16 protein-coding genes are annotated in these 22,005 nt (G+C 60.3%); 7 read left to right on the forward strand and 9 right to left on the reverse strand.

Annotated features, from left to right (window positions below; translation table 11 throughout):
• Positions 1–59: 59 nt before the first annotated feature.
• From nirD to QMK47_RS15410, 3 genes are all read right to left on the reverse strand, one after another.
• A complete protein-coding gene (gene nirD / locus QMK47_RS15400) occupies positions 60–446 on the reverse strand; it encodes a nitrite reductase small subunit NirD (RefSeq protein WP_003202074.1) in 387 nt (128 codons plus the stop codon).
• Positions 446–3,007, reverse strand: coding sequence for a nitrite reductase large subunit NirB (gene nirB / locus QMK47_RS15405; RefSeq protein WP_320388652.1), 2,562 nt, complete (start codon positions 3,005–3,007; stop codon positions 446–448). The genes nirD and nirB overlap by 1 nt, the downstream gene beginning before the upstream one ends.
• A 544-nt stretch (positions 3,008–3,551) precedes the next feature.
• Positions 3,552–4,175 (reverse strand): TetR/AcrR family transcriptional regulator, encoded by a 624-nt coding sequence (locus QMK47_RS15410; protein WP_253475006.1) that lies wholly within the window; start codon positions 4,173–4,175, stop codon positions 3,552–3,554.
• A gap of 86 nt (positions 4,176–4,261) precedes the next feature.
• On the opposite strand from QMK47_RS15410, the gene QMK47_RS15415 reads away from it, so the two are divergent.
• The gene (locus QMK47_RS15415) at positions 4,262–4,888 is read left to right on the forward strand and encodes an NAD(P)H-dependent oxidoreductase (RefSeq protein WP_053179926.1); all 627 of its coding nucleotides are present in this window, start codon (positions 4,262–4,264) and stop codon (positions 4,886–4,888) included.
• A 2-nt stretch (positions 4,889–4,890) separates the two neighbouring features.
• Here the strand turns inward: QMK47_RS15415 and QMK47_RS15420 are convergent, their stop codons facing one another.
• Positions 4,891–6,453 carry a L,D-transpeptidase family protein gene (locus QMK47_RS15420; RefSeq protein WP_258688073.1) on the reverse strand — a complete coding sequence of 521 codons (1,563 nt, stop codon included), beginning with the start codon at positions 6,451–6,453 and terminating at the stop codon, positions 4,891–4,893.
• Positions 6,454–6,615: 162 nt separating this feature from the next.
• Here QMK47_RS15420 and QMK47_RS15425 point away from each other — a divergent pair, with 162 nt between their 5' ends.
• Together QMK47_RS15425 and QMK47_RS15430 are read left to right on the forward strand one after the other, a co-directional pair.
• Positions 6,616–7,299 carry a murein L,D-transpeptidase catalytic domain family protein gene (locus tag QMK47_RS15425; RefSeq protein WP_214510451.1) on the forward strand — a complete coding sequence of 228 codons (684 nt, stop codon included), beginning with the start codon at positions 6,616–6,618 and terminating at the stop codon, positions 7,297–7,299.
• 107 nt (positions 7,300–7,406) lie between these two features.
• Positions 7,407–8,375, forward strand: coding sequence for a class I SAM-dependent methyltransferase (locus QMK47_RS15430; RefSeq protein WP_320388654.1), 969 nt, complete (start codon positions 7,407–7,409; stop codon positions 8,373–8,375).
• Between the two features lie 62 nt (positions 8,376–8,437).
• On the opposite strand, the gene QMK47_RS15435 is transcribed toward QMK47_RS15430, so the two are convergent.
• The 3 genes from QMK47_RS15435 to QMK47_RS15445 form a co-directional block, all read right to left on the reverse strand.
• Entirely contained in the window at positions 8,438–9,040 is a 603-nt protein-coding gene (locus tag QMK47_RS15435; RefSeq protein WP_253475015.1) for a LysE family translocator, read from the reverse strand.
• Between the two features lie 54 nt (positions 9,041–9,094).
• Positions 9,095–9,931, reverse strand: coding sequence for an AraC family transcriptional regulator (locus QMK47_RS15440; protein WP_018610404.1), 837 nt, complete (start codon positions 9,929–9,931; stop codon positions 9,095–9,097).
• Positions 9,932–10,496: 565 nt separating this feature from the next.
• Positions 10,497–10,922: a GlcG/HbpS family heme-binding protein gene (locus tag QMK47_RS15445; RefSeq protein WP_214510345.1), complete on the reverse strand. Its 426-nt coding sequence runs from the start codon at positions 10,920–10,922 to the stop codon at positions 10,497–10,499.
• Positions 10,923–11,202: 280 nt separating this feature from the next.
• Here QMK47_RS15445 and QMK47_RS15450 point away from each other — a divergent pair, with 280 nt between their 5' ends.
• Positions 11,203–12,288 carry an aromatic ring-hydroxylating dioxygenase subunit alpha gene (locus QMK47_RS15450; RefSeq protein ID WP_320388655.1) on the forward strand — a complete coding sequence of 362 codons (1,086 nt, stop codon included), beginning with the start codon at positions 11,203–11,205 and terminating at the stop codon, positions 12,286–12,288.
• Entirely contained in the window at positions 12,285–13,235 is a 951-nt protein-coding gene (locus QMK47_RS15455) for a PDR/VanB family oxidoreductase (RefSeq protein WP_320388656.1), read from the forward strand. The genes QMK47_RS15450 and QMK47_RS15455 overlap by 4 nt, the downstream gene beginning before the upstream one ends.
• A gap of 415 nt (positions 13,236–13,650) precedes the next feature.
• Here QMK47_RS15455 and QMK47_RS15460 read toward each other — a convergent pair whose 3' ends face one another.
• Together QMK47_RS15460 and QMK47_RS15465 are read right to left on the reverse strand one after the other, a co-directional pair.
• Positions 13,651–14,364 (reverse strand): GntR family transcriptional regulator, encoded by a 714-nt coding sequence (locus QMK47_RS15460; RefSeq protein ID WP_003202123.1) that lies wholly within the window; start codon positions 14,362–14,364, stop codon positions 13,651–13,653.
• 100 nt (positions 14,365–14,464) lie between these two features.
• Positions 14,465–15,496 carry an Ldh family oxidoreductase gene (locus QMK47_RS15465; protein ID WP_253475026.1) on the reverse strand — a complete coding sequence of 344 codons (1,032 nt, stop codon included), beginning with the start codon at positions 15,494–15,496 and terminating at the stop codon, positions 14,465–14,467.
• A 234-nt stretch (positions 15,497–15,730) separates the two neighbouring features.
• Between QMK47_RS15465 and QMK47_RS15470 the strand changes: the two genes are divergently transcribed.
• A complete protein-coding gene (locus QMK47_RS15470) occupies positions 15,731–20,563 on the forward strand; it encodes a dermonecrotic toxin domain-containing protein (protein ID WP_320388658.1) in 4,833 nt (1,610 codons plus the stop codon).
• A gap of 160 nt (positions 20,564–20,723) precedes the next feature.
• Entirely contained in the window at positions 20,724–21,725 is a 1,002-nt protein-coding gene (locus QMK47_RS15475; RefSeq protein ID WP_320388660.1) for a FecR family protein, read from the forward strand.
• Positions 21,726–22,005 lie beyond the last annotated feature (280 nt).

Below are 22,005 nucleotides of genomic sequence, written 5' to 3' on the forward strand. Positions count from 1 at the left end.
GCAAGCTCCCTCGCCACAAAAGCACCACAAAAGCACCACGAACGCAGCGATTGCGCAGATCAGTCTTCGCCAATCTCCACCACGTCGCCATTGAGCCGCACCGGCCACACCCGCAGGCTTTGCTCCGGGTATTCCAGGCAATGGCCGTCTTCCAGGCGGAAATGCTGCTTGTACATCGGCGAGGCAATCACCAGGTCACCCTTGATGCTGCCCAGCAAGCCACGGCCGATGACGTTTGCACCGGACTTGGGGTCGCGGTTGTCGATGGCGTACAGCGGTTTGTCCTGATGCTCGGGCAGGTACAGCAACGCCACTTGGCTACCGTCGTGCCAGGCGACCACGCCAGAGTTGGGCACCAGGTCCTCGCGGCTGCACAGGGCACGCCATTGCAGCGGTTCTTGGGCAACATCGCGGACAGGAATACGAACGACGTTTGACTGGCTCATCAGAGCACCTCCTCGGTAACGGGAATCAGGTGGAGTTCGTGGGCGTGAACCGGCCGACGCTGGCCGCGTTCCCTGACGAAGTGAACATCCGGATCGCCGCGCCCGTCGTTGACGAAGGTGCGGAAACGCTTGAGTTTGTCCGGATCCTTGAGGGCATTGGCCCATTCGCATTCGTAGCGGTCGACCACCAGTTGCATCTGCGCTTCGAGCTCGGCGCCCAGGCCCAGGCTGTCGTTGATGATCACGTCCTTGAGGTAGTCCAGGCCGCCTTCCAGGCTTTCGCGCCAGACCGAGGTCCGTTGCAGTTTGTCGGCGGTGCGGATGTAGAACATCAGGAAGCGGTCGATGTAGCGGATCAGCGTGGCGTCATCCAGGTCCGTGGCGAACAGCTCGGCGTGACGCGGACGCATGCCGCCGTTGCCGGCCACGTAGAGGTTCCAGCCCTTCTCGGTGGCGATCACGCCGACGTCCTTGCTCTGGGCCTCGGCGCACTCGCGTGTGCAACCGGACACCGCGAACTTGAGCTTGTGCGGCGAGCGCAGGCCTTTGTAGCGATCCTCGATGGTCAGGGCCATCTGCACGCTGTCCTGCACGCCGTAGCGGCACCAGGTGCTGCCCACGCAGGATTTCACCGTGCGCGTGGATTTGCCGTAGGCATGCCCGGTTTCGAAACCGGCTTCGATCAGCTCGGCCCAGATGTCCGGCAACTGGTGCAACTGGGCGCCGAACAGGTCGATGCGCTGGCCGCCAGTGATCTTGGTGTAGAGGTCGTATTTCTTGGCGACCACGCCGATGGCGATCAGCTTGTCGGCGGTGATTTCCCCACCGGCGATACGCGGTACCACCGAGTAGGTGCCGTTTTTCTGCATGTTCGCCATGAAGGTGTCGTTGGTGTCCTGCAACGGCACCAGGGACGGGTCCATGATCGGCTGGTTCCAGCACGACGCCAGGATCGAGCCCACCGCCGGCTTGCACAGGTCACAACCGGTGTGGCCACGACCGTGCTTGGCCAGCAGTTCGTCGAAGCTGATGATGCCTTCCACCCGCACCAGCGCATACAACTCCTGGCGGGTGTAGGCGAAATGTTCGCACAGGCTCTTGTCGACGCTGACGCCGCGGGCAGTCAACTCATGCTCGAACACTTGCTTGACCAGGGCCGCGCAACCACCACACCCGGTACCGGCCTTGGTGTCGCATTTGAGCTGGCCCAGATCAGTGCAGCCACCGTCGATGGCCGAGCAGATCGAGCCCTTGGTGACGTTATGGCACGAGCAGAGGGTGGCGGTTTCGGGCAACGCCGCCGGGCCCAGGGTCGGGGCGCCTGCGGATGAGGGCAAGATCAGGCTGGCAGCGTCCTTGGGCAAGGCGATACCGTTCTGCATGTATTGCAACAAGGTGTCGTAGTAGCTGTTGTCGCCCACCAGCACCGCGCCGATCACGCGCTTGCCGGCGGCGTCCACCACCAGTCGCCGGTAGCTGGCGCTGGTTTCGTCGATGAATTGGAAGCTGCGCGACCCCGGGGTGTTGCCATGGGCGTCGCCGATGGAGCCAACGTCCACACCGAGCAACTTGAGCTTGGTCGACATGTCCGCGCCAGTGAAGGCCTCAGCGCTTTCGCCGCACAGCCGGGCCGCGACATTGCGGGCCATTTGGTAGCCCGGGGCGACCAGGCCGAAAATGCTGCCGTTCCAGGCCGCGCATTCGCCGATGGCGTAGATGTCTGGGTCGCTGCTCTGGCAATGGTCGTCGATCACCACGCCACCGCGCGGGCCGATCTGCAGGTCGCTTTGGCGAGCCAAGGCATCCTGGGCACGGATGCCGGCGGAAAACACGATGAGGTCGGTTTCCAGGAAATCGTTGTCACCGAAGTTCATCCGATAACGGTACTGCTCACCGGCGCCGATGGACTGGGTGCCCTTGGACAGGTGCACGCCGACGCCCAGCTTCTCGATACGGGCCTTGAGGGCCAAGCCGCCCTGGATATCCAATTGCACCGGCATCAGCCGGGGGGCGAATTCCACCACGTGGGCCTCCAGGCCCAGGGTCTTGAGGGCATTGGCCGCTTCCAGTCCCAGCAGGCCCCCGCCGACCACCACACCACGACGGGCATTGCTGGCGGCGGCGCGGATCGCGTCCAAGTCTTCCAGGGTACGATAGACCAGGCACGAATCGCCTTCGGCACCTTCAATCGGTGGCACGAACGGGTAGGAACCGGTGGCGAGCACCAGTTTGTCGTAGTGAAGGCGATCATGGGCGGTCACGACCTGATGCGCGTCACGGTCGATTTCCAGCACCGGCACACCCAGGTGCAACGTCACGCCGGGGGTCTGGTACAGCGACGCTTCGCCAAGGGCCAGGGACTCGGCATCGCGGCCCGAGAAGTACTCGGACAGGTGCACACGGTCGTAGGCACGCATCGGCTCTTCGCTGAACACATGCACACGGTAATGATTGAGGGCACCGCGCTCGATCAGTTGCTCGACGCAGTGATGGCCGACCATGCCATTGCCGATCACGATCAGCGTTTGCAGCTTGTTCAGAGAAGCAACGTTGGAATTCATAAAAAGCACCCGACAAAAGCCCATCACGATTTTGAAAGCAAAAAAAAGACGCCTGAAACCTTGCGGTTCCAGGCGTCTTTGCCTGTTCTGTGCGGTATCGGCCCGGCGACTGCGCCCTGACCTACCGTTGTCCCCCGGCCTGCTGGCACTCGATCTTCGTTGACCGACGGGGCTGCCCACTCGACTGTGTTCGCGGTGGGCCTGGATAGCCTCTTGCAGCGAGCGTGCCAAACCTGCGTCCCCGCTTATTCACGCCCTCCCGTTCACCCACAATCCCCTGTGGGAGGGGGCTTGCCCGCGAAGAGGCCAGCTCAGTCACCGCAAGCCAACCGGCGCCCGCCGCCGTTTCGCAAGCACCGCCAACTGCCTTGCGATGGTGCGATCACCCCGCCTGCGGCTTCATAAAAGTGCAGCCCGCCCTCAGGAGAGGCTTGCTCTCGATATCAGTCGGTCAGTGGGTAAAGATGCCGGATGTGCCGCCGCCATCGCGAGCGAGCTCGCTCCCACAGGGGTAAGTGGTGAGCTTGCTCGCGATAGCGGTGGTTCAGTTTGAGGGGATATTGGCGGTCCTATCCACCATCGCAACGATACTGACCAGCAGTTCTTCCTTCGCCTCGCCAGCGCTGATTTCCCCGCTGGCGGCGGCATTGGACAAGGCCTCCGCCGCTCCCAGCATCGCTCGCAAACCGGCTTGAGTGATGCCCTTCGTGCCGGCGAACGGTTCCAGCACGGCACGGCACTTGTCGAGGAAAATCCCCTCGTATTCGCGCTTGATACGTTCCAGTTCCGGCGAGCTGGTCAACGCCGCGATCACCCCAGGGATCTCTCGGCCCTGCAACAGCACGCATTCGACGTAGGACGAAGCAATCACCGTCGCGCGGCTTTGCAGGGTGGCTTCGCTGGCGTCCAGGGCTGCGTCCATCAACGCGGTCTGGCGGGCGTCGAAATCCTGGTACAGCGCCGCCAGCAACCCGGACCGGGTGATGAAGTGGTCGTAGACGATGGGCTTGGTCACCCCCGCCTGATCCGCCAGCCGGGCCAATGTCAGGGCGTCGCTGCCCTCCTCCCGCACCAGTCGCCAGGCGACATCCAGTAATTGTCGCTGCCGGTCATGCCGGGATAAACGACGACGAGGTGAAGACTGCGGATTTTCGTCAGTGCTTGACATGCTAACTTTACCAACCGTAACTTACTAGCCGTAACTTAACCCAGCATACCTGTCTTCCAGACTGCGTGACCAGAAGGAGTTTCGCCATGCATGCACTGATCGTTGTGGCTCACCACGACCCTCGTTCCCTCACCCACAGCCTGGCCGGAAAAATCGCCGAGGGCATCACCCGCGCCAACCCCGCCGATACGTTCGAGATCGCCGACCTGGCCGCCGAAGGCTTCGATCCGCGCTTCAGCTTCGCCGACCATGCCGTTCACCACCGCGAAGCCTTGCCGCCCGCGGATGTGCTGGCCGAACAAGCCAGGATCGATCGTGCCGATACGTTGGTGCTGGTCTATCCGATTTACTGGTGGTCCATGCCGGCGCTGCTCAAGGGTTGGATCGACCGGGTGTTTTCCAACGGCTGGGCATTCGATTTCAGCCTCGACAAGCCGTTTGTCCAACAACTGCAGCACTTGCGGGTGCATCTGGTGGCAGTTGGCGGCGCCGATGCCGACAGCTTCCAACGCCACGGCTATGGTGAGGCGATGACCACGCAGATCGACCATGGCATTTTCGATTACTGCGGCGCCCGCGTGGTGAGCTCCCAACGTTTGCTCGAATCGGAAACCGTCGATCCGCACCAGCATTTGCAGGCCGCCAGCGTTATCGGCCAGCGGCTGTTCACGACGCTCGACGAGACCACACACGCCGCCACCGCCTGCGCGTGACCTCAGAGTGCTCGACCCTGGGCAGCAGACAGTGTCGCATCACGAGCATAGATATCCGGGATGTACACCGGCTGGCCCTGGCTGTCCGCTTGTGCTGTCCAGTACCCCAGCAGGATCGGCACGGGCCGGGCCAACCGGAATTCATGGGTCGTCTCGGTAGCCAGCAGCGTATCGGTACGCGCGCGTTCGGCCGGGCTGACCAGCAGGTCGCGCAAGCTCATCACTTGCTCGATCCGCACACAACCTGAACTGAAGGCTCGCGGGCCTTTGCTGAACAGCGCCTGGCTCGGGGTGTCATGCAGATACACCGAGAACGGATTGGGAAAGCGGATCGCCATTTTGCCCAACGGGTTCTTCGGACCTGGATCCTGGCGCAGCATGAGGTTGCCCGGATGTTCCCAGTCGATATCCTCCGCCAGCAACGGCTGGCCTTCACTGTCGAGAATCCGCAGGTTGTAGCGGTTGAGAAACTCCGGATCACGGCGGATCTCGGGCAGTTTGTCTTCGCGCATGATGGTTGGGGGGATGGTCCAGGTCGGGTTGAGCGTCAGTCGGGTGACATGGGACTTGAGCAACGGTGTCTGCCGTTGCGCACGGCCCACCTGGGTGCGGGTTTGCCAGACCGGCGCGCCACCTTGGTAAACCGTCAGTTGGGCCGCCGCCACGTTGACCAGGACACTATCGGCCTCCACGTCCTGGGCCAGCCAGCGCATGCGTTCCAGGTTGATGCGCAACTGCTCGCGGCGCATGGCCGGGCTGATGTTCAGCTCGGTCACGGTCCACGGCCCCACCACCCCATCGGCCTGCAGCGAATGCTGGAGCTGGAAGCTCTTCATCGCCTCCACCAGCATGGGACTGTAGTGCTCGTCGGTCACCAGCGGTGGTGTACTCAGGTAACCCTCGTTGAACAGTCGCTGGGCCAGGGCGGGGACGCGGGCGTCCTGCTTGTCCGGTTGCAGCAACGGCCCGCCGGGCACGGGTTGCCAGTTGGATAAAGGTTGTTGCCGCAGGCGGGCATAAAGGCCGCGCAGGTTGCGATAAAGGTCCAGGTTCGGCCGGGCCTGTTCAAAGGCACTGGCGACGTTCTGCAGGCCCAGCCCGGCGATGGCCAGCACCACGGCCGGGTGGTCCTGTGGCGGCGGGTTGGCCTTCCATACCGGTTCCAGCCGGTCTTGGGGCAAATAGCCGAAACGCAGGTCATGCAAGGCTTGCAGGTAGCGCTGGCTGATGGCGATGTCGACACAATGAGCGCCCTGGTCTGCCCCCTGGGCCGGCAGGCTATAGCGGGTTGGATCCAGGCCGTCGTCGGCCAGTTGTTGCAACTGGACCTGCAACGCCATCCGTCGTTCGTCGTCCGTCCAGGCTTGCTGGCCTGCGTTTTGCTGATAGAACGCCTGCAAGTCGAGCAACGTCGGAAAGTCGACACTCGTCGCTACTTTTGGACACGCGACCGCCAATTGCGCCAGGGTGGTCTGCACGAGCGCCGGATCGCTGTCTTCGGCTGTCGCGACCAATGGCGCAGTGAGCAATAAAAGGCTCAGGTAACATGCGGACTTTTTGAACAACTGCTTTACTCCACTCCATGGCCGTCTCGTTGACGGTGAATTTTGCGACAGGTACGACCCGCCATCATGCAAACAAACGAAATCGGACGGGATGCCGCGAACGAACACCACGCTGGAAACGCTTCGCCTGTACAGGGCTTTTTGCGCCGATTCTGTCTGGTCATGCTGGGCCTGGGCGTCATTTGCAGCCCGGCACTGGCCGAAAAGAAGACGAATTCGCAAACGCTTTACAACAGCCTCGCCCACGCAGCGCCGGAACTCAATCCCCTGGCGCTCAAAAGTGCCTTGAGCGCCATGCAATGCGCGGTCGCCAATGGTGCCAGCCAGGCCCGCCACCTGGCGGTCATCGACTACTCGCAACCCTCCACGGCCCGTCGCCTGTGGATCTTCGACCTGCGTCAGCAGAAACTCGTATTGCGTGACCTGGTGGCCCACGGGCAAAAATCCGGGGAAAACTTCGCGACACAATTCTCCAATCGCCTGGGCAGCTACCAATCCAGCCTGGGTCTGTTTCGTACCCAGGAAAGCTACCAGGGCACCCACGGCTATTCGCTGCGCATGGACGGCCTGGAGCCGGGTTTCAATGACCAGGCCCGTGATCGGGCAATCGTGATCCATGCCGCCGACTACGTGAACCCGTTGTGGAGCGTGCGCCAGGGCCGTATCGGGCGCAGCCAGGGCTGCCCTGCCGTACGCCCGCAGGTGGCGCGCCAGGTGATCGACAAGCTCAAGGGCGGTCAATTCATGTTTTCCTGGTACCCGGACCCGGGTTGGCTCAAGCGTTCGGCCTATCTCAACTGCCAGCCGCAACAGGTTGCCAGCATTTTGGCTACAAGCGGTAGTTGATGCGGCTGCTTCGCAGCCGAGCGGGAGCAAGCTCCCTCACCACAGGGATTGCGCCGGGGTGGCCTGCGGTTAAAATGCCGGCCTTTCGAATCCCTGGCGTTGCCTGAATGAATTGCGTAGCCCTTCAAACCCTTCACGCCCATTTGCTGACCGCCCTGGAATCGGTGCTGGAAGAAACCCGGCGCCTGTTCCATGGCCGCGGACGCTGCTGGCCAGGCCTGGAGCAGATCACGGTTGACTGGTTGCAAGGGGTGGTGCTGGTCTCGCTGTTCAAGGAGCCTGAACCGACGCACCTGGACGATTTGATCGCAACACTGCTGGCGCTCACTACGTCGCCGGCCTGGCAACACAGCAAGGCCCATACACTGGCGTTGCAGCACCGCTACCTCCCGCAAAGCCTCACCCAATGGCTGGTGGGCGAACCCATTGACGAATGGACCTTGACCGAAGGTGGCCTGCGCTACCGGATCGATCTGGGCAAGAAGCAGAACAACGGCCTGTTCCTCGACATGCGTTATGGCCGCGACTGGGTCCGGGCCAACGCCGAGGGCAAACGGGTACTGAACCTGTTCGCCTACACCTGCGGCTTCTCCGTGGCGGCCATCGCCGGCGGCGCCCGGCATGTGGTCAATCTGGACATGTCCCGTGCGGCCCTGAGCCGAGGCCGCGACAACCATCGCCTGAACGGCCACGACCTGAGCCAGGTAAGTTTCCTCGGCCACGACTTGTTCAAGTCCTGGGGCAAGGTGATCAACAGTGGCCCGTACGACCTGGTGATCATCGATCCGCCGACCTTCCAGAAAGGCAGCTTCCTGCTGACCAAGGATTACCAGCGGGTATTGCGCCGCCTGCCGGAACTGCTGACGGCCCACGGCACAGTCCTGGCCTGCAGCAACGACCCGGCCACCGGCCCGGACTTCCTCATCGACGGCGTTACCCAGCAAGCGCCGGGGCTGGTCTTCGAGAAACGCCTGGAAAATCCGCCGGAATTTCCTGACGTCGATCTGGAGTGTGGCCTCAAGGCCCTGGTCTTCAAGACGACGGCGCCCGTGGCGAGGGAGCTTGCTCCCGCTTGAGTGCGAAGCGCTCACCAAAAGGGGCTGCTACGCAGCCCAGCGGGAGCAAGCGCCCTAGAGACTCAAACCACCAAGGTCAACCACGCCGACACCAGCAGCATCACCGCCATGACCCGATTGAATCGGCCCATCGCCACGGCGGAACGGCAGAACCTGGCGGCGCCGCGGCCCAGGTAGGCCCAGACGGTCATGCACGGGATCGAAATGGCAAAGAACGCCAAGGACAGCCAGAGGACCCGCACGGTGCGGTCGGCCTCCGCCCCCGCGAAGACGCTGACCACCGCCAATGCCATCATCCAGGTTTTCGGGTTCACCAACTGCAAACCGGCAGCCCCCGCCAGTCCCAGCCGCGGGCCTTCGACCGGCCGATCCGGGTCGATGGCCTGGGCCGGGGCGCTGAAAATCTGCCAGGCCATCCAACTCAACCAGGCAATGCCCGCCCAGGAGAGCAGCGTCTGAATCGTGGCATGGCGCGCCAACACGTCTCCCAACCCGGTGCCGACCAGAAGCACCAGCAAGGCCGCCGCCGCGCAGGCGCCGAGGATGATCGGCAAGGTGGTTGCCAGGCCGAAGCGCGAGCTATGGCTCAGCACCAGGATATTGGTCGGGCCCGGGGTGATGGAGGCGACAAACGCGAACAAGGCAAACGGCAGTAACTGGTCCATGGAGCAACATCTCGGTGAATGATCGATGGCTTGATCATCCCCATGAAGCCGTGGTCAGTCTGGAACAATTGAGCAGCGCTTGCGGTAGTCCGCCGGGCTCAGGCGATAGGCGCGCTGGAACCAGCGGCCCAGGTGGCTTTGGTCGGCAAAACCGAGCATGGCCGCCACTGCCACGGCACTCTCGCCACGCGCCAGCAGGCGCCGGGCGCGGGCCAGGCGCAACTGGATCAGATAGGCATGGGGCGCCAGGCCAAAAGCCGCCTTGAACGCGCGGGTCAGGCGGAAACGATCCACGCCGGTGACCTGCGCCAAGTCATCCAGGCCGATGTCTTCGCTCAGGTGACTGTGCAGATAATCCCGGGCCTGCTGCGCCACCAATGGCAGCCGCGGATCCGGGTTGATCCGCGCCCGCCAGTGCAGGTGTTGGGTCAGGTTGGCCAACAGCGTATCGAGGGCCGTCTGGCGCACGATGCGGATCTCCTGCTCGTGCAGGCTCTGGAAGGCCATGGCCGTGGCACTCGCCAGCCGCGCATCGTCGGTCAGGGTCGCGGCAAACCCCAACTGGGCGTTGTCCGGCGCCACGTCGAACAAGGAACGCAATTCGCGCTCCAGCCATTGAGGCTCCAGGTACAACGTGCGGTAGGTAAACCCGTGGTCGTGGGGGGCATTGCCATCATGCAGCTCGCCGGGCTCGAGCAGAAACACTTTGCCCGGCGTGCTGTTGTGCTGCTGGCGGCGGCAATGAAACTGCTGCACGCCCTGCTCGGTCACGCCCACCAGATAGGCGTCATGCCAGTGGGGATCATAGGCATGCCCCTCGAAATGCGCGCGCACGGTCTCGATACCGGACGTGGCGTCCTGCTTGAGATCGATCCAGTTGCGCGCCGTCATGCCCTATCCCGCTTGGTGAATGTGCTCTTGGCAGATTAACTGCTGATGAGGAGAGTGTCTGGAAGATTTGTGCAAGCCTTGTGGCATTCGGGTCTGCTCGCGATGGCGTTCGGTCTGTAGATGCATCTGTGACTGACCCACCGCTATCGCGAGCAAGCTCGCTCCCACACTGGATCTTCAGAGGGCAAAAAACTTGTGTTCGGCACAAATCCCTCTGTGGGAGCGAGCTGGCTCGCGATAGCGGTGGGTCAGCTTGCATCAACATTAAATGTGCCACCGTCTTCGCGAGCAAGCTTTGCTCCCACAGATCTAACGGGTGTACGACCGGGAGAGCCAGGTCGGCTGTTAGGCCGCCTCGCGGTGGACGTTGATCTCAGGCGCCCCGTTAACCACGCTGGCCGAACGTAGGCGAGGCACCGAGTGGTGGGCAAAAGCGCTTTGGTTACTTTCGACTGGGCCGGCTTCCGAGCTTTTCGAAAGTGACCCGCTGTAAGAGCAGAACCCTAAGCCTCCGTGACCGCGAAAATGGATATGTACCCGATCAACAAAACCGCCCGATCCCACCTCAGGCATCCGGAGTGATCGCTGGCAACACCGTCTCCACCGCCAAACGAGCCAATTCAGCATCCTGCTCAGCCTTGACCCCTGACACCCCGATGGCACCAATGCACTGGCCGTCATGACGAATGGCCACCCCACCTTCAAGCATCCCCTGCAGGTGCGGAGCGCTGAGAAACGCGTAACGACCACCATTGATCATGTCTTCGAAAACCTTGCTATCACGCCGCCCCATGGCGGCCGTGCGGGCTTTTTCGGTGGCGATATAGGCCGACAACGGCGAGGCATCGTCCAGGCGCAGCAGCCCCAGGGGATGACCACCGTCGTCCACCACACAAACCGACACCGCCCATTGACGCTGATGAGCCAGCTCCTTGGCCGCCACCAGCAATTGCGCAACGTCCTGCTCAGTCAATACCGCTTTGGTTTTCATGGATCACTCCGTGCTATGCCACAGGAGGCCCGCGAGACAATCAGGCGCCCGCCCAGCAAGCCGAGGAATATTTCCTTCTGCGAACCATAGCGCACATCCAGCGGTTCATTGAAGCCCGGGGGCCGGCGATCTACCGCGGGGACACGAACATCCACTTCATATCAATGGATCCACCACATCAACCAATTGTCCGTAAACACGGCAAAACCGTTGACAATTAAATTAGTTAAGAGAGTTAATGGATCCACAGACAAGAACAACATCCGCCTGGAGATCCCTCATGTACCCCCAAAATGCCTGGTACGTTGCCTGCACCCCCGATGAAATCGCCGACAAGCCCCTGGGTCGCCAGATCTGTGGTGAGAAGATGGTTTTTTACCGGGGGCATGAAGGCAAGGTCGCGGCGGTGGAAGACTTCTGCCCCCATCGCGGCGCCCCGCTCTCCTTGGGCTACGTCGAAAACGGCAACCTGGTGTGCGGCTATCACGGCTTGGTGATGGGCTGCGACGGCAAGACCGTCGAGATGCCGGGGCAACGGGTACGTGGCTTCCCTTGCAACAAGACTTTTGCGGTACAGGAACGGCATGGGTTCATCTGGGTCTGGCCCGGTGACCAGGCGCAGGCCGACCCGGCGCTGATCCATCATCTGGAATGGGCTGAAAACGATGAGTGGGCCTACGGTGGCGGCCTGTTCCATATCCAGTGCGACTATCGCCTGATGATCGACAACCTGATGGACCTGACCCACGAAACCTACGTCCATGCCTCGAGCATCGGCCAGAAGGAAATCGACGAGGCGCCGCCGGTGACCACGGTCGACGGCGATGAAGTGGTCACCGCCCGGCACATGGAAAACATCATGGCCCCGCCGTTCTGGCGCATGGCTTTGCGCGGCAACAACCTGGCCGACGACGTGCCGGTGGACCGCTGGCAGATCTGCCGTTTCACCCCGCCCAGCCATGTGCTGATCGAAGTCGGCGTGGCCCATGCTGGCAACGGCGGCTATCACGCCGCGCCGCAATTCAAGGCGTCGAGCATCGTGGTGGATTTCATCACGCCGGAAACCGAGACGTCGATCTGGTACTTCTGGGGCATGGCCCGGCACTTCCAACCACAGGATGACGCCCTCACCGCGTCCATTCGCGAAGGCCAGGGCAAGATTTTCAGCGAAGACCTGGAAATGCTCGAACGCCAGCAGCGCAACCTGCTGGACCATCCCCAACGCAATTTGCTCAAACTCAACATCGACGCTGGCGGCGTACAGTCCCGCCGGGTACTGGAGCGCTGGCTCGCACGGGAACGGGAAGCACAGGCCGGGCTGATCGCCAGCAGCCATCAACCGCAACAGGTGGAGCAACGGTCATGATCGAAGTCCAGGTCGCGGCGCGACACAACGAAGCCCTCGATATCTGCAGCTACGAATTGATGCGTGTCGATGGTCAGCTGTTGCCGGCCTTCACCGCCGGCGCCCATATCGATGTGCACTTGCCTGGCGGGCTGATTCGCCAGTACTCGCTGTGCAACCATCCCGAGGAGCGGCACCGCTACCTCATCGGCGTGCTCAAGGATCCGGCGTCCCGCGGTGGTTCGAGCAGCCTGCATGAGCTGATCCAGCCAGGTATGCGCTTGCACATCAGCGAACCGCGCAACCTGTTCGCTCTCGCCCCGCAAGCCCGGCGCAGCCTGCTGTTTGCCGGAGGCATCGGCATTACGCCGATCCTGTGCATGGCCGAGCACCTGGCCCAGAGCGGCGCGGCGTTCGAGCTGCATTACTGCGCTCGCGCCCGAGACCGTGCAGCCTTTGTCGAGCGCCTGCGCCAGTCTCCTTATGCCGACCGGGTCTTCCTGCATTTCGATGAAGAACCTGAAACCCTGCTGGACGCCGCCAGGGTGCTGGCCGCGCCCAGTGACGACGGGCACCTCTACGTCTGCGGCCCTGGCGGGTTCATGCAACACATTCTCGACACCGCCAAGAGCCAGGGCTGGCAGGAAGCCTGCCTGCACCGCGAATACTTTGCCGCCGCCCCTACCGACACCCGTGCCGATGGCAGTTTTTCGGTCAAGCTGGCCCGCAGCGGCCAAGTGTTCGACGTGCCAGCGGACTGCAGTGTGGTGCAGGCGCTGGAGCGCCATGGCATCGAGATTCCGATCTCCTGCGAACAAGGTGTCTGCGGCACCTGCCTGACCCGTGTGCTGGAAGGTGTGCCTGAGCATCGGGACATGTTTCTGACCGAGGCTGAACAGGCCTGCAACGACCAGTTCACGCCGTGTTGTTCCAGGTCCAAGACACCGATCCTGGTACTCGACCTCTAACACAGGACATTGTGGGAGCGAGCCTGCTCGCGATGGCGTCAGCTCTGCAGTATTGATGGTGACTGACCCACCGCTTTCGCGAGCAAGCTCGCTCCCACAGGGGATTGGTGGTGAATAGAATTCCTATAATCGCCGGAAGACATTGTGGGAGCTAGCTTGCTCGCGATGGCGTCAGCTCAGCAGTATTGATGGTGACTGACCCACTGCTATCGCGAGCAAGCTCGCTCCCACAGGGGGATTGGTGGTGAATAGAATTCCTATAATTTCCGGAAGACATTGTGGGAGCGAGCCTGCTCGCGATGGCGTCAGCTCAGCAGCATTGATGGTGACTGAGACACCGCTATCGCGAGCAAGCTCGCTCCCACAGGGGATTGGTGGTGAATGACAATCCAGCTGTTATCTGCAACCGGGCGGGTTACTCCGAACGCAGAATCACCGTCATCCGCTCGTCAGCCAGCGTCGAGCCGAACACTTCGGCGTAGCGCAGGGTCGCGTTGGCATGCTCGCGCATGATTGCCTCGGCACGGCCGCTCTGGCGGTTGATCAGGGCGTCGAACACCGAATGGTGTTGCATATGGGCATAGTTGAAGCGGCGAAATTCGCCGGCCATGTTCTGGCGATCCACCGCCAGGGCGGTGACTGAGGCGAATGGCAGATGATCGTTGCGGGCCAGGGCATCGGCAATCGCCGGGTTGTGGCTGCCTTCGACGATCACTTGGTGAAAACGCATGTTGAGGTCGTGATAGACCTCCAGGTCGTCCTCGGTCACATAGCCCTTGGCGAACAGTTCATCGCCCTGCACCAGGCATTGCTCGAGTATCGCGCGGGCCTCTTCAGACAAACCGTGCTCGGCCGTCTGCCGTGCCGCCAGGCCTTCCAGCACGCCACGCACCTCCACCGCCCCGGCGATCTGCTCGGCACTGACCGAGCGCACCTGGAAACCTCGTCCGCCGAAGCGCACCAGCAACCCTTCCTGCTCCAGGGTGCGGAACGCCATGCGCACCGGCATGCGCGAAACGCCGAACAGCTCGGCCGTGGGGATTTCCATCAAGCGCTCGCCAGCGGCCAACTCGCCCGAGGCGATCATCTTGCGCAGCGCAACCAGCACCGTTTGGCCGGGCTTACTCATCCAGGCGATTCCACAGAAAAGAAGCCGTCATAGTAGAAGGCTTGGCGCAGCGTGTCACGGCAAGGCAGTGGCAGTCCGGCTGGCCGCCACTGCGGGTTGTTCAAATCCCCGCCAACTCGCGCAACTGCGCCAAGGTCTGTTCGTCCAAGCTAATCCCATGCTCATTGGATTTGCTGCGTTCACGATGGCGACGGTCTCCCGGCAAGCGCCGCAATCCGACGCCATGCATCTGCCTGACCAGTTCCTGGCTGCGCTCGGCAAAGTTTTGCCCGGTGGTCTTGCTCGGGTCGATCACGATCAACAACTGACCGGTCCACGGGGTCTTGGCACCCGGATGGTTGTGCCAGTCGAACTCGAAGGAAAAATTGCCGCCAGTCAGGGCTGCCGCCAGCAACTCGACCATCATCGACAGCGCCGAGCCCTTATGCCCGCCAAACGGCAAGAGCGCTCCACCTTCGAGAATCGCCTTGGGGTCGCGGGTCGGCTGGCCGAGGCTGTCCACGCCCATTCCTGGAGGCAACAACTCGCCCTTGCGTGCAGCAATCTGTACGTCGCCGTGGGCAATGGCGCTGGTGGCGAGGTCGAAGACAATCGGCTCACCGTCAGCCCGTGGTGCGGCGAAGGCAATGGGGTTGGTGCCGAACAACGGGCGGTCCGCGCCATGAGGCACCACACACGTCATGCTGTTGACCACACTCAACGCCACCAGGCCTTCATAGGCAAACGGCTCGACATCCGGCCAGAGGGCGGCAAAGTGATGGGAGTTGCGAATGGCCAGGATGGCGATACCGGCACTGCGGGCCTTCGCCACCAGCAATGGACGCGCTGCGGCCAGGGCGGGCTGGGCAAACCCGTTGCCGGCGTCCACCGCGACAAACCCTGAAGCGACGTCCTCGACCACTGGCACGGCCTTGCCGTCGACCCAACCGCTGTCGAGTGTCGAGACATAACCGGGAATGCGAAACACCCCGTGGCTGTGGGCGCCGTCACGCTCGGCCCCGGCGCAGTTTTCAGCCAGGCACCGAGCGACTTCGGTCGACGTGCCATGACGCAGGAAAATTTTCTCCAGCAAGCTCACCAGAGCATCGAAAGACAAGGTGCAAGAAGCGGCATGATCGGATGGCGCAGACATCTGAAGCTCCAGAATGATTGTTGGAGGTAGCAACAGCGTAAAGGGACCCGCCGGGTGATTAAACACCGTTTCAGGCGCGCACTGTCAATCCTTGTCCACGGCATCTGCCCGGCCTGGCAGGTCGAACACCAGCATGCGGTAACTATGTACCACCTTTGCTCATTTATCGTTGCCTAGTCTGGTGGCTTCCTCCACGTTCGCGCCGCTTTGAGGCGCCCTGATCGAGAAGCAACGATGCTCACTGAAACCACGCCACTTTTATTTCCCGAGGTATTGCACGCCCATCGCCTGGACGAATTAACCGCCACCCATGGCCTGACGCAGACAGACCTCGACTGGTTGCAGCACATCGCCCTGCCCGGCCACACACAGCGCGCAGCGCAGACACCCCCGATGTTCGCCGAAACCATTCTGTTGCAAGCCGATGAAAAACCGCCCATTGCACTGGCCGGCTGCTTTGTCCTCAGCACCTCGTCTAACAGCAGCGAAACCAGCACCCACCCGGTGTTCCTCTACACGCCAAGGGGTGGCATCGAAAAATTCGACGACCTGGCATCCGTCGAAGAAAAGATTGACCGGATGCGCCGGGACACTGCGCAACGCGACGACCTGTTTCGTCTCTTGTCGATTTCCCAACGCAGCGAACTGAACAGCACCACCGACATCAGGCAGACCCGGCAACTCATAGAGGAGGATGTTTTCAAGAACCAGCTCGAATCCATCGAGCACGCCCAGAGCCTCAATGCCTTGGCCATGGTGAAGGAACTGATCAAATTGCCCTCGTTAAGATCGATGCTTGACCAGGTATTGAACGAGGCGCTGCCGGACCTGGACCATCGACAGATCCGCGTGGCGTTCACCAAGGAGATTCACCCGCAAGATCCAAAGGCAATCCCGGTGACGGAAAGCATCCCACTGAGCGATGCAGTCCTGGACTACTTCCATCACCAGGGGTGGCGTGCCGGGCATGACATCGATCTGACTCATCCGGGTACGCCCGCATCGTCCTACAGTCCGCAGCAATGGGAAAACATCATAAAAGACATTGCCACAACACTGATTCCAACGCTGATCAGCTGCATCGATGCCTTCTGGGAGGGAAGAGCCGCCTCTTTCTATATGTCACGACGCAAACTTCTATCTCGCGTCATTCACGATGGGTTATGGGCGTCCATCCTGATCGAACGGGAGAAAGGACAACTGACGGATGAGCAGAGTCGTGAGCTGCTTCGGTTATTCCGTCCCTCTCGCCGAGACGAAACGCTGCTGTTCATCGAAACGATTCGACTCTGGGAATATGAACCGAACTACGTGGAGCTTTCCGGCTCCATGATGATCAGCGCCAAGGGGCATTATCTTTATACGCCCCTCGACGGCGTTCAAAAGATAACCAACTATTCGGGCTTCAAGGACAGGTTGTACGGTCAATCCGCAAGCACTGTAGAAAAAGAGAAAATCTATAGCCTCTTGAGCCTGGAAGAGCGTAACCGCTTCCAGCGCTTCGATGAGCCGCAGCTTTCGGGCAAGTCACTGGACTTACCGGTCGCCGAAACCCTGGCAAGCGCGATAATTGAAAAGCAGAAGAATAACTTCCATTACGCATTGGAGATGTCTCGCCAGGCCGATGTCGACATCCACTCGCTCATCGACAAGGCGCTGGATATACGCGCTTTCATCAGCAAGCGACTGTTGGCGCAGCCAACCGCCGGACATTGGGGAACGCGTCCCGCGTTCCATGGGGACCTGCGCCCATCCAATTTCATGGCTGATCAACTGGAAAAAAGGGGCAAGAGCTATACCGATGTGGAAGAGGCTTTCGACAGTCTCTTTCGTCAGTTACCAACGTCCCCCAACGTTTCGCTGCACAACGGGCTCAGGCCGCTACTGGCTGAGCTGACCAGTGTTTTTTCTTTGGGTATCCGCGCCGAGGCCGAACTCAGGGAGCTTGGTTCGAGTCTGCCGTCGATTGCAAATAATCTGATCAGAACAGTTTTCGTCTACGACCCAGACTACCCGGACCGCGCGCAACGCAAAACGGTCAGGGGCTTTCGGCCGGATGTCTATTCGTTGACGCTCGCCTGTGGCGATGAAGGCCGAACGGTCCTGCTGCCACTCGCCAATTGTTTTTTATTAACCGAGCGTGGGGGGCTAGATACTCCCCACTCAGGCATGGCGATCCTTTGGACACCTGCCGATGGCTTGCGGGCTTTTCCTTCCGTAGAGGTGACCACCCGGCAATTGAATCAAGATCTGCTCGACTCCCAAAGACGCTTTGCATTGCTTGAAAATTTACCGGTCACTCAACGCCTGCCCCATAGGCGCTACCAACTCCAGGCCTATGAATTGATCGACGACAACGTACTGATCAATCGGATGAGTTCGTTTATCAAATACTTTGAGGCCGAGTATGGCTATCTGAGCACATTAAAAACCGGTGATTGGCAACTGACCGGATCGGCATTGGTCAACAGTCTTCAGGCGCTCCTGAACAAAGGCGCCCCCACCAATCTGAAACGCGCTACCGCTATCGCTCAGGCAAATGAACGCCAACAGAAACTACCTGCCTGGCTTGGCACTGCGTCCCTTGAAGAAAAACGCCTGCACGTAGAAGTGCTTGAGCAATATAAAAACAGCGTGTCCGATGGCAAGGATTACCTGGACGGTATCGAGCCCCTGCGCACCTATGTGCATAAAACACTGCAAACGCTATTGGACGCGCGCTTTCCTCAGAAAAACCTGAACCCCGAAACGATCCAGATCACGCCCAACCTCGCGATCGTGGGACCGGCCAGCTCGCTGACCGATTTTGCGTTGAATCACATCGAGGTGACCGAAAAGGGTTTCAAGGTTTCGTCAACATCCACGCAGCCGTTGCCCGATGGTTTGAGCGAGACCGCCGTACGGCAAATGTTGTCGTCGCTGGATATCCCTACCACCTATAAAAACCATGTAACCCAAGCACTTTCCAACAGTATTGTGGATGTCCAGCCGAGAAAGCGGCGCTTTCGGCAACAGTTGCCATGGCAATTGTTGCAGTACGCTCACGCACGGTATCTCCAGCAACACCTTTCCCCTCCGGCATTCGATCTGTTCCGGCAAGTCATGGACATGCCGGACGCCATCGCTCGTCAAGCGGTCGAGGGCGTCAGCGCATTCTTCCGCCCTTTGGAGCTGATCAAAACCGAAGGCGGTGCTGCGATCAAAGCATTGGGGCTTTACCTGTTCAGTTCGGCTACCGATGCAACCAGCCCTCACGTCCTGTATTCGCCCTACCATGACGGCGAGCTGTTACAGGAGTTCAAGGATGAAGCGAGCATCGTCGCGGCATTCAATACGCCCGGCGCACTCCAGGATTTGTTGATTCGCCGGCTTCCCCAGGACCAACAAGCCACGTTCAAAAATCTCTTCGCAGCCACGCGCGGAAAACAATCGGAAATGACCCTCGGCTTCAGCCCCATCAATACAAATATTCTGCATACGCTGTATGACGACAACACAGCGTTGCTGGCAGATATGTTGACCGCGCAAAACCAGGACCATCGTCAGTCCGATTGGGCAACGGTGCTGCATCTGTTCAGCTCCGGGGTCAGGATGTTGGGAAGACAGTTACCGGCCAAACTGACTTTCCTGGAAACGCTCTGGGAGAGTTATCAGGACTTCAAGGGCTCGGCCGAAGCCTTGCAACAACATGACTGGAAAACAGGCCTGCACAATTTTATCGCAGGCGCCGCGGAGATGGTCTTGCTTGGCTTCTTGAACCGCGAGGATACATTCGGTCTTCTCGACCCTATCGGACCGGTTTCTGGAAGCGCTACACCCGCGACAAACTGGAAGGACATCGCGTGCACGGCTCCGATGCGCACCGACCTCCAGGTCTTCGAAGCCTCGGACGTCAGCCTCTCGAATCTTCAACTGAACCTGAGCGACGGGATCTATAAGGTCGCGGCGAATGGCAAGTCTTTTATCCCACTCGCTGGCAAGGTCTATCAAGTGGCAAAAGCCGGCCAGACCTGGCGAATCATTCACGAACACGGTGAAGGGCCTTTATTGAAAAAGTCCCCGGACGGCCGGACATGGGAAATCGACCCGCAACGCCAAACCATTCGATTCGGCAAGGCCGGGTCGAAGATGGCCATCACCTATAGCGACTTCAAGGCCAAAGGTTCGTTGAACATTGAGGCACGGGGCATGGCCGAGATACACAGGAAATATCCGTACCGGGCAAATGCGATCGTGCAGGCACTGGAGACCGCGAGGTTCTACTCATCCAACGCCCTTCACAACTTCGAGCAATTCAAGCGACAACCACTTGCGGGCTCTCGGCTGGATCATTTCCTGAGATCATTTTTTGGGGTCAACAGCGTCGACGCTCGTCTTATCAGCAAAATTGAGGCGGCGATTTCGCCGATATGCCAAGCATTGGCCAACCCCTCCTGGGCACAACAGAATGCGGACCGCATCATTGTCGGCAGCCTTAAACAGCTGGGAGATAGAGCCACAGCCTTTGTGCTCGAACCAGCAGCCGTCGGGAGAATTTATATCACCCAGTTTTTCTTCGACATGGGATTGGATTGGTATAGATCCGTTGTACCGGAATCCTTCAATGTCGACGCTCATGCCCAGGGAGCGACGTTCATCCATGAAGTCTCCCATCAGCTTTTCAATACAGTCGATATCATCTACCTGGATGCGGCACTGCCGTTCCTGGACTTGATTTCAACAGCCACTCATCTAGGAAGGGAGAAGTATGAAACGCAAAAAGGACTGCAACAGGATGGGCTTTCGTTGAGCACCCCGAAATCGAAATTATTTACGCAATGGGATGATAAAGACAATACGCACAAAAGCATGGAGCATGTATTTGGATACAGGGAGACGGCTCGGGAGGTCCTGAAAATAACCGGTGCCAAAAACATGAACGAAGCGCGTGACGCGTTCCTCGATCCGCTTTTGCCGGACAAGCGCATCGACGTCATACTTCGCAACGCAGACTCGCTCACACTCTTGATTTGTGAATTGGGACGCCAACTCGACCCCACTCCATCACAGCAAATTACCCTGCCGTAAAGGGTTTGGGTGGTTGATCTTTTTTTCACGCAATGTATGCGACGGTAGGCGACAACGAGTGCTTGAGTAAAAAAACAGGCTCATTGATGCGTAAACGCCATGACGGTTGTTCTCGGCAGCTCATGCCGAAGGTTAGAATGCGGCAAACCAGGAAGAGTCAATGACCGAACATCCCCTCTCGGAAGCCGAATACGACGCCATTACCGATGCCGCTGCCCATTGGTGCATGCGCTTGCATGCCGCCGATTGCACCGATGCCGAACGGCAGGCGTTCAAGCGATGGCACGATGCCGAACCCCTGCATGCTTTCGAATACGAAGCCATGCTGGAGATCTGGGCTGTTGCCGATCATCTGCCGCGTGTCGAGGCAACGCCGACTGCTCGAGTACGCCGCACCCGGTCGCGCTGGAGCCGGTTGGCGGTCGCCGCTGCGGTGTTAGTAGTGGGCATGCCCCTGGCCGCTTACACCGGCTGGAACCTGGGCTGGGTTGCCAATTCCTACCAGCGCTTCGAAGCGGGCGCCAGCGTACGTCATGTCACCCTGGGTGACGGCAGCCAGGTCGAACTCAACCTTGGCAGTGAGCTGGTATTTGCCAACTACAAAAACGAACGCCGGGTGACGCTGAAAAAGGGTGAGGCGTTTTTTGACGTCAGTCATGACAAACAGCACCCGTTTGTCGTTCGGGCCGGCCAAGGCCAGGTGCGTGTGACCGGAACACGCTTCAACGTATGGATGTACCAGGACCAGGTACGGATCACGCTACTGGAGGGCTCGGTGAGGGTAACCAGCAACCAGGCTCTCACCCGTGACGGCCTGCCGCTTTCCCCGGGCATGCAAGCCAGCTACAAGGCGGGCGACCAACAACCACAAGTTCGTGATACAGACGCCAATGACAGTTCGCTGGCGTGGCGCAACGGCAAGCTGGTGCTGGATAACCTTGCCCTGAGCGATGCACTGCCGCTGATCAACCGCTACCTTGACCGCCCCGTCATGCTGGCCGACAACAGCACCGGTGGCCTGCGTATCGGTGGTGTCTACAACATCAGCGAAGTACAGAACCTGGTGCCTTCACTGCCCAAAGTCCTGCCGGTCTACCTGACCCAGAACAAGGATGGCAACCCGGTCCTCAACTCCGTCGGGCAACGGCCGGCCACTAACTGAAAGCTTTTCTCTGTGGGAACAAAGCTTGCTCGCGATAGAAGTGGGTCAGCCTGCCTCGATGTTGAATGTAAAGCCGTCATCGCGAGCAAGCTTTGCTCCCACAGCTTGAATCGGTGCCAGCCCGCGATTTCCCGGCCAACAAAAAATCCCCTGTGGGAGCGAGCTTGCTCGCGATAGCGCCAGGTCAGCTTGCCTCGATGTTGAATGTGCCGCCGTCATCGCGAGCAGGCTCGCTCCCACAAATAAGATCGGTGCCAGCCTGCGGTTTCCCGGCCAACAC

The organism is Pseudomonas sp. P9_35 (assembly GCF_034008205.1).
Lineage (GTDB): Bacteria > Pseudomonadota > Gammaproteobacteria > Pseudomonadales > Pseudomonadaceae > Aquipseudomonas > Aquipseudomonas kilonensis.